Source organism: Pantoea sp. SJZ147 (assembly GCF_007828605.1).
GTDB classification, from domain to species: Bacteria; Pseudomonadota; Gammaproteobacteria; order Enterobacterales; family Enterobacteriaceae; genus Pantoea; species Pantoea allii.
In genome coordinates this window covers 378,796-393,434 of sequence record NZ_VIVB01000002.1, presented here as the reverse complement: position 1 = coordinate 393,434, position 14,639 = coordinate 378,796, and the positions used below count along the sequence as shown (strand labels likewise).

Genomic DNA, 14,639 nt, shown 5'->3' with positions numbered 1-14,639 from the left:
GCCAGGCAGTGCGTTAGTCTCTGACCCGATTGTCGGCATGATGCCAGTTTTCATGGAATTTTCGATACCGCGTATGAAAAAACATATACCTACTCTGCTGGCCACCATGATCGGCGCAGCCATTAGCCAGCAAGCCTTCGCCGACGATTTAATGTCGCAGTGTATGTTGGGCGTACCCAGTTACAATCGTCCCCTGGTTAACGGCGATCCTAATCAGCTGCCCGTTACTATTCACTCGGATTCACTGAAAGGCAACTACCCTGACGATGCGGTATTCACAGGTGATGTGGATGTTAAGCAAGGCAACAGCCGCATGCTGGCAGACGAAGTCCAGCTTCATCAACGCCAGCCCGAAGGGCAGACGGTTCCCGTCCGTACTGTGGATGCGCTAGGTAATGTGCACTACGATGACAATCAGGTCATCCTGAAAGGTCCGAAAGCCTGGTCAAATCTTAATACCAAAGATACGAACGTCTGGAACGGCGATTATCAGATGGTAGACCGCCAGGGGCGAGGCACTGGCGATCAAATGAAGCTGCGCGGAGAAAACCGTTACACCATTATGGAAAACGGAACCTTCACCTCCTGTCTGCCTGGCAGTAACAGCTGGAGCGTTGCCGGTTCTGAGATTATTCAGGATCGTCAGGAAGAGGTTGCTGAAATCTGGAATGCGCGCTTTAAGCTCGGTTCGGTTCCCGTATTCTACAGTCCCTATATGCAGCTGCCGCTGGGCGACCGCCGCCGTTCAGGCTTCCTGATCCCCAACGCCAAATACGGCAGCAGCAACGGTTTTGAATTCATTCTGCCTTATTACTGGAACATCGCGCCGCAGGCGGATGCCACCATTACGCCGCATTACATGAGTAAGCGCGGGCTGCAATTGCAGAATGAATTCCGCTACCTGACCCAGGCGGGTGCAGGCATCGTTGAGTTCGACTATCTGGCATCGGATAAGCAGTACGACAACGATAAAGCCGCGCGCGGCATCGCCCAAAATGACAGTTCCGACCGCTGGTTATTTTACTGGCGCCATTCAGGTGTTTATGACCAGCACTGGCGTTTTAGCGCTGACTACACCAAAGTCAGCGATCAGTATTATTTCAACGATCTGACCTCACCTTATTACAGCTCGACTGACGGTTACGCCTCGCAGAAATTTAGCGTGGGCTACGCGGATACCAACTGGGACGCGACCCTGTCGACCAAAGACTTCCAGATTTTTGGTAATACCAGCAACAGCAACGTCTACCGCGCCTTCCCGCAACTGGATGTGAACTGGTATCAGAACGATGTCGGCCCGTTTGACACGCGCATTTATGCGCAGGCTGTGAAGTTCACCAACGTAAACAGTAGTTTCCCTGAAACCACACGTTTACATGTTGAGCCCACCATCAATCTGCCGTTATCAAACGGCTGGGCCAGCCTGGATACCGAAGCCAAGTTTCTGGCGACGCACTACCAGCAAAAAGATGTTGATTACTACAACACTAACTTTGCACCGAGCAGCACCACGAGTGGTGTGCTGAAAGACTCCGTCAACCGCACCTTGCCCCAGTTTAAGGTCGACGGTCGCATGGTGTTTGACCGTGATATGGACTGGGCGCAGGGTTATACCCAAACGCTGGAACCCCGGGTTCAGTACCTCTATATCCCGTATCGTGACCAGAGTGATATCTATCCTTACGACTCCACCCTGTTGCAAACCGACTATACCGGCCTGTTCCGCGATCGCTCATACAGCGGTCTGGATCGCATCGCATCGGCCAACCAGGTTGCAACCGGTGTGACGACGCGAATTTATGATACCGATCTGGTTGAACGTTTTAACGTTTCTGTGGGTCAAATCTATTCGTTTACGCCTTCTCGTACGGGCGTTAACCAGGTCAACAAAGAAGATGATACCGGCAGTCTCCTGTGGGCAGGTGACAGCTACTGGAAGATAAGCGATCGTTGGGGCGTGCGTGGCGGGCTGCAATACGATACCCGCCTGAATAACGTCGCGCAGGGTAATACCGTGCTGGAATACCGTCGTGACGCTGACCGTATGGTGCAGTTGAGCTACCGTTACAGTAGCCCGGAGTATGTTGCTTCTGCGCTTAATGACAGCTCACTGGTGAATAACCCGATTTATAAAAACGGGATTTCACAAGTTGGTACGACGGCGAGCTGGCCGATCCATGACGCCTGGTCGGTGGTTGGCGCGTATTACTATGATACGCGTAATAATCGTCCTGCATCACAGTTGGTTGGCCTGCAGTACAGCTCTTGTTGTTACGCGGTTCGTCTGGGCTATGAACGCAAAATCAACGGTTGGCAAAACAACGACAGTAAGTATGACAACCAAATCTCATTCAACATTGAGTTACGTGGCCTGAGTTCAAATTATGGGCTGGGCACCGGCCAGATGCTGGCTCAGGGAATCATCCCTTATCAGCATGCATTCTGATGTTGTGATGTTTGACAGGCAATCCCGCAGTGCGGAACCAATAATGGATAAAGTATGAAGAACTGGAGAATGCTGATTCTTGGTGTGGCGATAAGTGCCAACACCGTGTTCGCAGCACCACAAGTGGTTGATAAAGTTGCAGCTGTAGTGAATAACGGTGTGGTCCTGGAGAGTGATGTGGACAGCATGATGAGCACCGTTAAATCTCAGGCGAAGCAAGCAGGTCAGCAGTTGCCCGATGACAAAACGTTGCGCCATCAGATCCTCGAACGTGAGATCATGGACGCGATTATTATGCAGCTGGGCGATAAAGCCGGTTTGCAAATCAGCGATCAGCAACTGGATCAGGCTATCCAGAATATTGCCGCGCAAAACCGCATGAGCGTTGATCAACTGCGTAGCCGCCTGGCTTATGATGGAATGAACTACAACACCTATCGGGCTCAGATTCGTAAAGAGATGCTGATCTCGGAAGTGCGCAATAATGAAGTACGCCGTCGGGTCACGATCCTGCCGCAGGAAGTGGATACTCTGGCGCAGCAGGTTGGCGCGCAGAACACCCAGGGCACGGAAATGAACATCAGTCACATTCTGCTGCCACTGCCGGAAAACCCGACGCAGCAGCAGGTTGACGATCAGGAAAAGCTGGCAAAACAGCTGATGACTGAACTGAAAGGTGGTGCGGACTTTGGCAAGCTGGCCGTAACCTACTCCGCCGACTCTCAGGCGCTGAAAGGCGGTAATATGGGCTGGGCGAAAATCGAAGAGCTGCCTACCCTGTTTGCTCAGGCGCTGACCACGGCGAAGAAAGGCGATATTGTTGGCCCTATCCGCTCAGGTGTAGGTTTCCATATTTTGAAAGTGAACGACCTGCGCGGCGAGAGCAAAAACGTCTCTGTGACCGAAGTACATGCGCGTCACATTCTGTTGAAGCCTTCTCCGATCATGACCGACGATCAGGCTCGCGCCAGGCTGGAGCAGATTGCTGCCGATATTCGCAGTGGTAAAACCACCTTTGCCGCGGCAGCCAAGCAATTCTCTGACGATCCAGGTTCCGCGAATCAGGGTGGCGATCTGGGCTGGACCTCACCAGAAGCGTACGATCCGGCTTTCCGCGATGCGTTGCTGCGTCTGAAAAAAGGCGAAACCAGCCAGCCGGTTCACTCCTCTTTTGGTTGGCACCTGATTCAACTGCTGGATACTCGCCAGGTGGATAAAACCGATGCGGCCCAGAAAGAGCGCGCCTATCGCATGCTGTTTAACCGTAAGTTTGCGGAAGAAGCGCAGACCTGGATGCAGGAACAGCGCGCCGGGGCTTACGTGAAAATCCTGGATAACAATGCGCAGTGATTTTCGTGTGGTGATCACGCCCGGCGAACCCGCCGGGATTGGTCCCGATCTTGCCGTTCAACTGGCCCAGCAGGCCTGGCCCGTTGAACTGGTTGTCTGTGCGTCCCCTCAGCTGTTGCTGCAACGTGCCGCACAGCTGGGGTTGCCGTTGACGTTGCGCGTTTACGATCCCGCCCGCACAGCCGAACCGCAACAGGCCGGCACGCTTACCGTCCTTCCCGTTGAGCTACCGCAGCCGGTCACGCCAGGCACGCTATGCGTCGCCAACAGCAACTACGTGCTGGAAACCCTGGCCCGCGCCTGTGACGGGTGCTTATCCGGGGAGTTTTCGGCCTTAATTACCGGCCCCGTGCACAAAGGCGTGATTAACGACGCGGGCATTCCGTTTACCGGCCATACCGAATTTTTTGCCGATCGTGCAGGTGCTCAGCGCGTGGTGATGATGTTGGCGACTGAGCAGCTCCGTGTGGCTCTGGCCACCACCCATCTGCCGTTAAAAGATGTTGCCGCCGCCGTTACCCGTGATTGTCTGCATGAAGTGATCACGATCCTGCATCAGGATCTCAGAAATAAGTTTGCCATTGCCCAGCCGCATATTTTTGTCTGCGGACTGAATCCTCATGCGGGAGAAGGCGGCCACATGGGGCGGGAAGAGCTAGATACGATCATCCCGGCATTGAATGAACTTCGTCAGCAAGGCATACAACTGACCGGTCCGCTGCCTGCGGATACCCTGTTCCAGCCGAAATATCTGCAACATGCCGATGCAGTGCTGGCGATGTACCACGATCAGGGTTTACCGGTACTCAAGTTTCAGGGATTTGGTCGGGCGGTCAATATTACCCTCGGCCTGCCGTTTATCCGCACCTCAGTTGACCACGGCACCGCGCTTGAATTAGCCGGCCTGGGTCAGGCTGACGCGGGCAGCTTTATCACGGCGCTTAACCTCGCCATCACTATGATCAAGAGCAGTAATGAATAATCGCGTCCATCAGGGGCACTATGCCCGTAAACGTTTCGGGCAGAACTTCCTGAACGATCAATATATTATCGACAGTATCGTCTCCGCCATTCACCCACAACGCGATCAGGCGATAGTGGAAATCGGCCCCGGCCTTGGGGCACTGACTGAACCGGTAGGCGAACGCCTCGACAGTTTAACGGTGGTGGAGTTAGATCGCGATCTTGCTGCACGCCTGCAAACCCACCCATTTTTGGGCCCCAAGCTGACGATTTTTCAGCAGGATGCCATGACGTTTGATTTCGCCGCGCTGGCCAAAGAGAAAGGCCAGCCGCTGCGTGTCTTTGGTAACCTGCCGTACAATATCTCGACCCCGCTGATGTTCCATCTGTTCAGCTATACTGGTTCGATTAAAGATATGCACTTTATGCTGCAGAAAGAGGTGGTTAATCGTCTGGTTGCCGGTCCTGGCAGTAAAGCCTATGGTCGTCTGAGCGTCATGGCTCAGTACTATTGTCAGATCATTCCGGTGCTGGAAGTTCCGCCGCACTCCTTTACCCCGCCACCGAAAGTGGATTCGGCGGTCGTGCGGTTAGTGCCTTATATGGCACCGCCTCATCCGGTTAAAGACGTGCGTATTCTGAGCCGTATAACCACTGAAGCATTCGGTAAACGCCGTAAAACACTGCGCAACAGCCTGAGCCATATGGTGGAGGCAGGCGCGCTGGACGCGCTGGCGATCGATACCGGCTTACGTGCCGAGAATGTTTCGGTTGCACAGTATTGCCAGTTAGCAAACTGGCTGGCAGACCATCTGGATAAAACCCAGGAGTAACCCATGAGTGAACCGGCCCGCGTATCGCTACACGTACAAAGTCTGTATGTCGCCTCCCAATCCTCACCGGACGAAGAGCGCTATGTCTTTGCTTATACCGTCACGATTCGCAACGTAGGCCGGTCTTCTGTGCAGCTGCTCAGGCGTTACTGGCTAATTACGAACGGTAACGGCCGTGAAACAGAAGTTCAGGGTGAAGGCGTGATCGGCGAACAGCCGCATATTGCGCCGGGAAATGAATATCAGTACACCAGTGGTGCTGTTCTTGAAACCCCAATGGGCACCATGCAAGGTCACTATGTGATGGTCGATGAGCAAGGCGACGAATTCCACGTTGAAATCCCGGTATTCCGCCTCGCGATTCAAACCCATATTCATTGATTTTGATGTCTCTCGCCCGTGTCTCGGGCGACTGTTTTAGTTGGATAATCCTCTATGAATACTTACCTGATTGGCGACGTTCACGGTTGTTACGATGAATTACGTGCTCTGCTAAACCAGGTTAACTATGATCCCAGTCAGGATACATTATGGCTGACGGGTGATCTGGTCGCGCGGGGCCCTGGCTCGCTGGACGTTCTGCGCTACGTCAAGTCACTGGGTGACAGTGTTCGTCTGGTGCTGGGTAATCACGATCTGCATCTGCTGGCTGTCTATGCCGGTATCAGCCGTAATAAGCCAAAAGATCGCCTGACACCGCTGCTGGAAGCGGAAGATGCTGATGAGCTGATCAACTGGCTGCGCCGTCAGCCGCTGCTTCAGGTGGATGAAGAGAAAAAACTGGTGATGGGCCATGCCGGGATTACCCCGCAGTGGGATTTGGATACAGCGCAACGCTGTGCACGCGAAGTGGAAGCCGTGCTGTCCAGCGACAGCTATCCGCTGTTTCTTGATGCGATGTATGGTGACATGCCTAACAACTGGAACGACTCCCTGACCGGTCTGGCACGCCTGCGTTTCTCCACCAACGCCCTGACCCGGATGCGCTTCTGCTTTCCCAATGGTCAGTTGGATATGATCTGTAAGGATGCGCCGGAATCCGCGCCGCCGCCTTTAAAGCCCTGGTTTATGATTGAAGGCCCGGTCGCACGCGATCACACGATTGTCTTTGGTCACTGGGCGTCACTTGAGGGTAAAGGCACGCCGGCAGGTATTATCGGTCTGGATACCGGTTGCTGCTGGGGCGGTAACCTGACGCTCCTGCACTGGGAAACGCAACGCTATTACGTTCAGCCATCGAACCGCCAGTTATCCTTACCGGACGACCTTGCTCCGCAGCAGTCAGCCCGCTAATCCGCAGCCATAAAAAAACGCCTTGTTATGACAAGGCGTTTTTTTTACTGCGTATTCATTAACGGCGGCGTTCAAGAATCTCGAAGCAGTAACTGTGGGAGTTCTGCGCATCCGCATCATGAAACTCACTGAACGTCGAGTGCCACTCATCCGGTTCGTAATCCGGGAATTGCGTATCACCTTCGACTTCCGCATCAATGTGCGTCAGATAAAGACGGTCGGCGCGCGCCAGCATTTGCGCATAGATACGACCACCGCCAATTACCATGATCTCTTCAGCGTCACCCGCCGCGTTGATCGCATCATCCAGCGATGTCACCCAGGTGACGCCTTCCGCTTTACCCGGCTTGCTGCTGACCACAATATTCAGCCTGCCAGGCAATGGACGACCAATCGATTCAAAGGTCAGTCGGCCCATAATCACTGGTTTTTTCAGGGTGTTACGCTTAAACCACGCCAGATCTGCAGGCAGGTCCCACGGCATGGCGTTTTCCATTCCAATAATGCGATCTGCTGCTAATGCCGCGATAAGACTAATCATGTTAAAAGGCTCGCTGAAAAAAACAGGCGCCATGATACGTAAAGGTTAAACCTTCGTCGATAGGCGAAAGGGGGTTATTGCATAAAGCGGCATTGCCACCGTATTTCAGACTTTGTGCAGGGTTTTACTCCGTAAGACGGGCCACGCGCCCCAAAAGTCGCCAGATAATGGTGCCATGTCGCGATAAACAGAGAGAATAAAACGGCTCCCGTGGGAGCCGTGGCAGGTCATCAGAAATCGTAGCGGAAACGAACCAGATTCATATCGCCCTGATTGTCCGTGCTCGACGTGAAGACATGTTCGTAATCAACACGGAAACCGTAGTCCAGGAACAGGGTTACGCCCAGACCGTTATCAATGCGCTGGTAATTGCGGCCATTCACATATTCTAAGCGGTCACCCATGACATAAGGCTGAACGGCTTTGACGCCATACTGCGCAACCGGAATTTTATAACCGGCATAATATTCAATGCCCCAGGCATCATCAGCAAAATAGTTATTCACATCGCGCTGTCTGGTCGTCAGGAAATTCTGGTACCAGCCGCCCCCTGCTGACAGGGTCCAGTTGCCTGGCGTCCAGCTTAATGCGGTACCAAAGATGTTCTGGTCGTAATCTTTATTGTCGCCGGTGACAGGATTGCGCATGGTGGCGCGGGTGTAGTTCCACGCGGTGCCCCAGGCCAGATTGTTCGTGATGTTGTAATTCACACCCAGCGAGCCGCCGCCCTGACGCTTATAGCGCAGTCCGTTGCCCGGCAAATATTCGTTATCGCTAAACAGGTAAGAGGCATAAACATCAAATGCACCATAACTGTTTTTGTATTTCAGCTGCTTGCGAGAACGGTATGAACCGTCGTAATCACCGTTAATGCCGTTACCCGGTGCCTGGGCCAGCATGTCGTAATCCCAGATATCCGTCTTGGCACCCACAACGTCGTAATACACGCTGTTCTGCTGACCGAAGGTCAACTGGCCCCAGGTTTTACTTTTCAGGCCGGTATAGAGCTGGCGACGCGTGGTTTCATGCGCCCCTTCAGCGTAGTGATTATCCCAGTTGAATACGGCCGGAATGTTAACGCCCAGCTCGTAGTAGCTGGTCCAGCTGATATCGTCGAACAGGTAGTAATCCGCGCTAAAGCGGAAACGGGAACCACCGTCAAAGCCGTTACGCTTGTAGGACTGATCCTTCCCGCCGGTTTGATGGTTGAACTGGGGACGAATGCTGCCACCGAATTTAAAATCGAGACGGCTAAGGGGATCGCCTGCTTGTGGGTCTTGTTTAAGAAGAGTGATTTCAGCCTGGCTGGAAAAAGACACCAGGGCCAACAGTGCAGCCACTGCACTCAGTGAAAAAAAACGCGCTTTCATTGTTATTAATATCCTGTTTAGGCTCTATTAATGAGCGAGCCGGATATTACAACGGTGAATGTCAGCCTGGTAGTTTTTTATATTATAGATTTGTGCGAATCAGCGGATTAGGCATGATTGGCTAAAAATTAAATCAAATTAACTTAAGCATATTAACGTCAAGCTGGCAGGACGCCACGCATACCGGGTTTGTCCTGTGCGATTCACCCCCTCAGGCCGCTCTTATCTCTCACCGCTTCATGCCGTCCGTACAGAGGCGTTCAGTTTACCCCGGGCAGGTCGGCCAGCACCTTTTCGATTAACGTGGCGATGCCTCTTACCCTGACAGGAATAAAGCGTGCATCCGGAAAAACGGCATACAGAAAGCGGTCAGGATGGCGATAAGCGGGTAAAATCCTGACAAGCGCGCCGGATTTCAGTGCCTCCATTGCAAGCGGTAGCTGCATACCACCGACACCGATGTCCGCCTGCAATGCCTGCAATAATCCCTCACTGCTGTTGGCCCTGAAGACCGTATTCACCGCCAGCTCCACGGTTTCATCATCTCTGACAAGCAGTAATGGCGCAGACTCGTCGATGTTGCTGAAGCGAACATGCGGGTGAAGCGCCAGCGCATCCAGCGAAGCGATTGGCGGAAAACGCGGTGACGCGAAAAGCGGCGTTTCAATTCGGGCGATCTTCCGTGCCGGAAACACATCCGGTGCGTCATGGGTCAGTCGGAAGGCAATATCCACGCCTTCTCTGGCCAGGTCAGATATCCGATCGTCGAGCGACAGCGTCAGATTCAACCCCGGATTCGCCTTTTGCAGCGCGAGCAGGTGGGGAAGAAAAAGCCGCCCTAACCCGCCGGGCAACTGGATGTTTACCTTGCCTTGCCATTGCTGCGTGGCAGAAGACAACTGGCTCTCGACTGCCAGCATCGCCTCAAGTATCGGCCGCATCTGGCCACGGTAATATTCCCCTTGCGCCGTCAGTACCATCACGCGCGTCGTTCGGTGCAGCAAGACGACGCCCAGCTCGGCCTCAAGTGCGACGATCTGCTGACTGACCGCTGACTGCTTGATACCCAACTGGCGCGCGGCGGCAGAGAAGGAACCGGCCTCGGCTACACGTAAAAAGGTGCGAATGGCATTGAGCTTGTTATTCATTTACGCATTTCTCTTATAAGTGACATCAGCTTGCGGGGATATCGGCGAAAAGAAATTTATATCACGCTGTCTGCAACCTAACCGGAGGAAAGAAAATGTCACAGAAGCCTCAATCTAAAGTTGCACTGGTGGCTGGCGCAAGCGGTATTGTCGGCAGCCAGTTGGTCAAAACGCTGTTGCAGAATGCGTGGCAGGTTATCGGACTGTCACGTTCAGGCACCGATCGGCACGGCGCGGTCCCGTTTGTAAAAGTCGATCTGCTGGATGAGAAAGACAGCGCGCGTGCCCTTACGCCACTGAGTAACGTGACACATATTTTCTATAGCGCCTGGCTTAATGCCGCCAACTGGCAGGAGATGGTTGAACCCAACGTGACCCTGCTGCGTAATCTGGTCACCCAGGTCGAGAAAGTTGCCCCGCTGGAAACGGTGAGCCTGATGCAGGGCTACAAAATTTACGGCGCTCACCTTGGCCCCTTTAAAACGCCCGCCAGAGAAAATGATGCTGCCATTCCCGGTGCGGAATTCAATACGGCACAACAGGCCTGGCTAAGCGACTTTCAGCGCAATAAAACCTGGAACTGGCATGCGCTTCGCCCCGGCGTGGTTGGCAGCGCATTACCTGGCAATACCATGAATCTTGCGCTGAGTATCGCGATATATGCCTCACTGTGCAAAGCGCAGAGCCTGCCCCTGCGCTTTCCTGGGTCACAAACAGCCTGGCATAGCATTGTCGATCATACGGATGACGGCTTACTTTCTGCCGCCACGCTATGGGCCTCGACCGCCCCTGCCGCCAGAAATCAGGCATTCAATGTTAACAACGGTGACATCTGGCGGTGGAGTGAACTCTGGCCGGTCATTGCGGGCTGGTTTGAACTGGAGATGGCTCCGCCGGTCCAACTGTCGTTTCAGCAACTCTTTAACGATTACCGCAAGACCTGGCAGGCTCTGGCTGAAAAAATGCTGTTGGTCGAGCCTGATATCATGAAGTTGAGTAACGGTCAGTTCGCAGACTTTGTGTTTAGCTGGGATTACGACATGTTTGGCGATGGCAGCAAACTGCGGCGGGCGGGCTTTACGGGTTTTCGTGCGACCGATGAGATGTTTATCCGTCTCTTTACTCAGTTCAGAACGGCGAAGATTATTCCCTGACAGATGTGGCAGGCACGTTTCCCCTGCCACCGCGCTGGCAGGGGAAAGTGTGCAGAAGAATGCGAAAAAGGCCTGTTTGGCGGTCAACGCCCGATGGCGCAGGCGTGAATAAAGGGCGTTTCGCCTCGCGCAGAAGCTGACGCCGCTCTTTGCGCGCAATGCAACGGCCTGCTGGCCGATGTTGTCCCGACAGGCTTCCTGGGATTAAACACAAAAAAGCCCCTGCAGGCAGGACGGTCTGTCAGCCTACTGACAGACGATCCCCCCACAGGGGCGATGACGCGCGATCAGCCTGCGCTATTTCTGCGCAAGGATTTGTGCGTGCATCTCCTGGACTGAAATCACTTTTTCCGTTGGGTCCGCATTGAGCGCCATCGCCGTTGCAAAACCCCCGTTCAACGTGGTGTCGTAATGCACTTTGTATTGCAGCGCACTGCGGCGAATCAGCTTGGAGTCTTCAATCGCCTGGCGACCTGCTGTGGTATTCACGATGTAGGCATATTCGCCGTTCTTCAGGCGGTCCTGAATATGTGGGCGACCTTCATGAACCTTGTTAACCAGACGAGGATTAATGCCCGCCTCGCCCAGCACCACAGCCGTACCGTGAGTGGCATCCAGCTCAAAGCCAAACTTCTGCAGCTTCGCGGCCAAATCGACGATACGTTTCTTATCGCCCTCACGCACGGACAACAGGGCACGTCCGGTTTTCTTCATGTTGCTCTGCGCGCCCAGCATCGCTTTGGCAAAGGCTTCAGCGAAGGTCCGGCCCACGCCCATGACTTCACCGGTTGAACGCATTTCCGGACCGAGAATCGGGTCAACACCCTGGAACTTGTTAAAGGGCAGCACGACTTCTTTAACAGAGTAATAAGGTGGGATCACCTCTTTGGTTACGCCCTGCTCTGCCAGCGTTTTGCCTGCCATCACGCGCGCGGCAACCTTCGCCAGCGGGACGCCTGTCGCTTTTGACACGAAAGGCACGGTACGCGCGGCACGTGGGTTCACTTCGATCAGGTAGACTTCGTTGTCTTTTACCGCGAACTGCACGTTCATTAAACCGCGCACGCTCAGCTCAAACGCCAGTTTTTCAACCTGCTGGCGCATCACGTTTTGAATCTCTTCGCTCAGCGTATAGGCCGGCAGAGAACACGCGGAGTCACCCGAGTGGACGCCTGCCTGCTCGATATGCTCCATGATGCCGCCAATCAGTACGCGTTCGCCGTCGCAAATGGCATCGACATCAACTTCTACGGCGTCATCAAGGAAACGATCCAGCAAGACGGGTGCATCGTTGGAAACCGACACCGCCGTCTGGAAGTAACGTTTCAGATCGATTTCGTCATAGACGATTTCCATTGCACGTCCGCCCAGCACGTAGGAAGGACGCACCACCAGCGGATAACCAATGCCGGCGGCTTTCTCTACGGCCTGCTCCAGCGTGGCAACGGTGGCGTTAGCCGGCTGCTTCAGGTTCAGACGGTCAACGGCCTGCTGGAAGCGTTCGCGATCTTCTGCCCGGTCGATAGCGTCCGGGCTGGTACCGATCACCGGTACGCCTGCCGCTTCCAGGGCGCGAGCCAGTTTCAGCGGCGTCTGACCGCCGTACTGCACGATCACCCCTTTCGGTTTTTCGATGCGTACGATTTCCAGCACGTCTTCAAGCGTAACCGGCTCGAAGTAGAGGCGGTCGGAGGTGTCATAATCCGTCGAGACGGTTTCCGGGTTACAGTTCACCATGATGGTTTCAAAACCATCTTCACGCAGCGCCAGCGCCGCATGAACGCAGCAGTAGTCAAACTCAATGCCCTGGCCAATACGGTTTGGTCCGCCACCCAGCACCATGATTTTGTCACGATCCTGATTAGGATTCGCTTCGCACTCTTCTTCATAGGTGGAGTACATGTAAGCCGTATCGGTAGAGAATTCTGCCGCACAGGTATCGACACGCTTATAAACCGGGTGCAGATTATGTTGCTGACGCAATTTACGAATTTCACCTTCCGCTACGCCCGCCAGTGAAGCCAGACGCGCATCCGCAAAACCTTTACGCTTCAGCGCACGCAGGAAATCGACGTTGAGGCCGTTCATGCCTTCACGCGCAACCTGCTCTTCCAGGCGCACCAGCTCTTCAATCTGCACCAGGAACCAGCGGTCAATGTTGGTGAGGTTAAATACGCCGTCTACCGACATCCCCGCGCGGAAGGCATCGGCGATGTACCAGATACGATCCGAACCGGCATCTTTCAGCTCACGGCGGATACGGGTTAACGCCTCTGCGTCGTCCAGGTGAACTTTCGGGTCGAAGCCATTCGCCCCGACTTCCAGGCCGCGCAGCGCTTTCTGCATCGACTCCTGGAAGGTACGACCGATCGCCATGACTTCACCCACAGATTTCATCTGCGTGGTCAGGCGGTCATTCGCACCCGCAAATTTTTCAAAGTTGAAGCGAGGGATCTTTGTGACGACGTAATCGATTGAAGGCTCAAACGAGGCCGGCGTGCGTCCACCGGTAATGTCGTTCATCAGTTCATCCAGCGTATAGCCAACCGCCAGTTTCGCTGCCACTTTCGCAATCGGGAAGCCGGTCGCTTTAGAGGCCAGTGCCGAGGAGCGCGACACACGGGGATTCATCTCGATAACGATCAGGCGACCATTTTTTGGGTTCACCGCAAACTGTACGTTGGAACCGCCGGTTTCGACACCAATCTCACGCAGTACCGCCAGCGAGGCGTTACGCATAATCTGGTATTCCTTATCGGTCAGCGTCTGTGCTGGCGCAACCGTAATGGAATCACCGGTGTGAATGCCCATGGCGTCAAAGTTTTCGATGGAGCAGACGATAATGCAGTTGTCGTTTTTGTCACGAACCACTTCCATCTCGTACTCTTTCCAGCCAATCAGCGATTCGTCAATTAACAACTCGTTGGTAGGAGAAAGGTCGAGGCCGCGTTCGCAGATCTCTTCAAACTCTTCGCGGTTATAGGCGATACCGCCGCCGGTGCCACCCATGGTGAAAGACGGACGGATAATGCAGGGAAAGCCGACGTCTGCAGCCACCGCCAGCGCTTCATCCATGGTGTGCGCAATACCGGAGCGCGCCGTATCCAGGCCAATGCTTTTCATCGCCACATCGAAGCGACGACGGTCTTCTGCTTTATCAATGGCATCGGCGGTCGCACCTATCATGGTGACGCCGAATTCTTCCAGTACGCCCTGACGTTCGAGTTCCAGCGCACAGTTCAGCGCTGTCTGGCCGCCCATGGTGGGCAGCACCGCATCCGGGCGCTCTTTTTCAATGATTTTACGCACCACTTCCCAGTGAATCGGCTCGATGTAGGTCGCATCGGCCATTTCCGGGTCGGTCATAATGGTTGCCGGGTTTGAGTTGACCAGAATAACCCGGTAACCCTCTTCACGCAGGGCTTTACAAGCCTGGGCACCGGAATAGTCGAATTCGCAGGCCTGACCGATCACAATCGGACCGGCACCAAGAATCAGGATGGATTTTATGTCTGTACGTTTTGGCATGATTAGCTCCTGA

General features: G+C 54.2%; 11 protein-coding genes. 7 read left to right on the top strand and 4 right to left on the bottom strand.

The annotated features are described in order from the left end of the window. Window positions 1–73 precede the first annotated feature (73 nt). Genes lptD through apaH form a run of 6 tightly spaced genes read left to right on the top strand, consistent with a single transcriptional unit; the run spans window position 74 to window position 6,885 of the window. Window positions 74–2,446 (top strand): LPS assembly protein LptD, encoded by a 2,373-nt coding sequence (gene lptD / locus FBY13_RS04510; protein WP_063881106.1) that lies wholly within the window; start codon window positions 74–76, stop codon window positions 2,444–2,446. A 54-nt stretch (window positions 2,447–2,500) separates the two neighbouring features. After that, the gene (gene surA / locus FBY13_RS04505) at window positions 2,501–3,796 is read left to right on the top strand and encodes a peptidylprolyl isomerase SurA (RefSeq protein WP_063878375.1); all 1,296 of its coding nucleotides are present in this window, start codon (window positions 2,501–2,503) and stop codon (window positions 3,794–3,796) included. Continuing rightward, complete coding sequence (gene pdxA, locus FBY13_RS04500; RefSeq protein WP_145393599.1) at window positions 3,786–4,778, top strand: 4-hydroxythreonine-4-phosphate dehydrogenase PdxA; 993 nt, start codon at window positions 3,786–3,788, stop codon at window positions 4,776–4,778. The genes surA and pdxA overlap by 11 nt, the downstream gene beginning before the upstream one ends. Further along, window positions 4,771–5,592: a 16S rRNA (adenine(1518)-N(6)/adenine(1519)-N(6))-dimethyltransferase RsmA gene (rsmA, locus tag FBY13_RS04495; protein ID WP_063878373.1), complete on the top strand. Its 822-nt coding sequence runs from the start codon at window positions 4,771–4,773 to the stop codon at window positions 5,590–5,592. The genes pdxA and rsmA overlap by 8 nt, the downstream gene beginning before the upstream one ends. A 3-nt stretch (window positions 5,593–5,595) precedes the next feature. After that, a complete protein-coding gene (apaG, locus tag FBY13_RS04490; protein WP_063878372.1) occupies window positions 5,596–5,973 on the top strand; it encodes a Co2+/Mg2+ efflux protein ApaG in 378 nt (125 codons plus the stop codon). Between the two features lie 54 nt (window positions 5,974–6,027). After that, window positions 6,028–6,885: a bis(5'-nucleosyl)-tetraphosphatase (symmetrical) ApaH gene (gene apaH, locus FBY13_RS04485; RefSeq protein ID WP_063878371.1), complete on the top strand. Its 858-nt coding sequence runs from the start codon at window positions 6,028–6,030 to the stop codon at window positions 6,883–6,885. Between the two features lie 58 nt (window positions 6,886–6,943). Here the strand turns inward: apaH and folA are convergent, their stop codons facing one another. The 3 genes from folA to FBY13_RS04470 form a co-directional block, all read right to left on the bottom strand. After that, window positions 6,944–7,426, bottom strand: a complete 483-nt coding sequence (gene folA / locus FBY13_RS04480; RefSeq protein ID WP_063881105.1) for a type 3 dihydrofolate reductase — start codon at window positions 7,424–7,426, stop codon at window positions 6,944–6,946. 230 nt (window positions 7,427–7,656) lie between these two features. Further along, window positions 7,657–8,796: a porin gene (locus FBY13_RS04475; RefSeq protein ID WP_063878370.1), complete on the bottom strand. Its 1,140-nt coding sequence runs from the start codon at window positions 8,794–8,796 to the stop codon at window positions 7,657–7,659. Window positions 8,797–9,056: 260 nt separating this feature from the next. Next, window positions 9,057–9,944, bottom strand: coding sequence for a LysR family transcriptional regulator (locus tag FBY13_RS04470; RefSeq protein WP_145393598.1), 888 nt, complete (start codon window positions 9,942–9,944; stop codon window positions 9,057–9,059). A 95-nt stretch (window positions 9,945–10,039) separates the two neighbouring features. Here FBY13_RS04470 and FBY13_RS04465 point away from each other — a divergent pair, with 95 nt between their 5' ends. Further along, entirely contained in the window at window positions 10,040–11,098 is a 1,059-nt protein-coding gene (locus FBY13_RS04465) for an SDR family oxidoreductase (RefSeq protein ID WP_145393597.1), read from the top strand. 297 nt (window positions 11,099–11,395) lie between these two features. Here the strand turns inward: FBY13_RS04465 and carB are convergent, their stop codons facing one another. Continuing rightward, a complete protein-coding gene (gene carB / locus FBY13_RS04460) occupies window positions 11,396–14,626 on the bottom strand; it encodes a carbamoyl-phosphate synthase large subunit (protein WP_096010959.1) in 3,231 nt (1,076 codons plus the stop codon). Window positions 14,627–14,639 lie beyond the last annotated feature (13 nt).

Bases quoted from the DNA above. Each gene is read 5' to 3' on its own strand.
- lptD (WP_063881106.1), top strand. From the start codon at position 74: ATGAAAAAACATATACCTACTCTGCTGGCCACCATGATCGGCGCAGCC.
- surA (WP_063878375.1), top strand. From the start codon at position 2,501: ATGAAGAACTGGAGAATGCTGATTCTTGGTGTGGCGATAAGTGCCAAC.
- FBY13_RS04470 (WP_145393598.1), bottom strand. From the start codon at position 9,944: ATGAATAACAAGCTCAATGCCATTCGCACCTTTTTACGTGTAGCCGAG.
- folA (WP_063881105.1), bottom strand. From the start codon at position 7,426: ATGATTAGTCTTATCGCGGCATTAGCAGCAGATCGCATTATTGGAATG.
- FBY13_RS04475 (WP_063878370.1), bottom strand. From the start codon at position 8,796: ATGAAAGCGCGTTTTTTTTCACTGAGTGCAGTGGCTGCACTGTTGGCC.
- carB (WP_096010959.1), bottom strand. From the start codon at position 14,626: ATGCCAAAACGTACAGACATAAAATCCATCCTGATTCTTGGTGCCGGT.
- apaG (WP_063878372.1), top strand. From the start codon at position 5,596: ATGAGTGAACCGGCCCGCGTATCGCTACACGTACAAAGTCTGTATGTC.
- FBY13_RS04465 (WP_145393597.1), top strand. From the start codon at position 10,040: ATGTCACAGAAGCCTCAATCTAAAGTTGCACTGGTGGCTGGCGCAAGC.
- apaH (WP_063878371.1), top strand. From the start codon at position 6,028: ATGAATACTTACCTGATTGGCGACGTTCACGGTTGTTACGATGAATTA.
- pdxA (WP_145393599.1), top strand. From the start codon at position 3,786: ATGCGCAGTGATTTTCGTGTGGTGATCACGCCCGGCGAACCCGCCGGG.
- rsmA (WP_063878373.1), top strand. From the start codon at position 4,771: ATGAATAATCGCGTCCATCAGGGGCACTATGCCCGTAAACGTTTCGGG.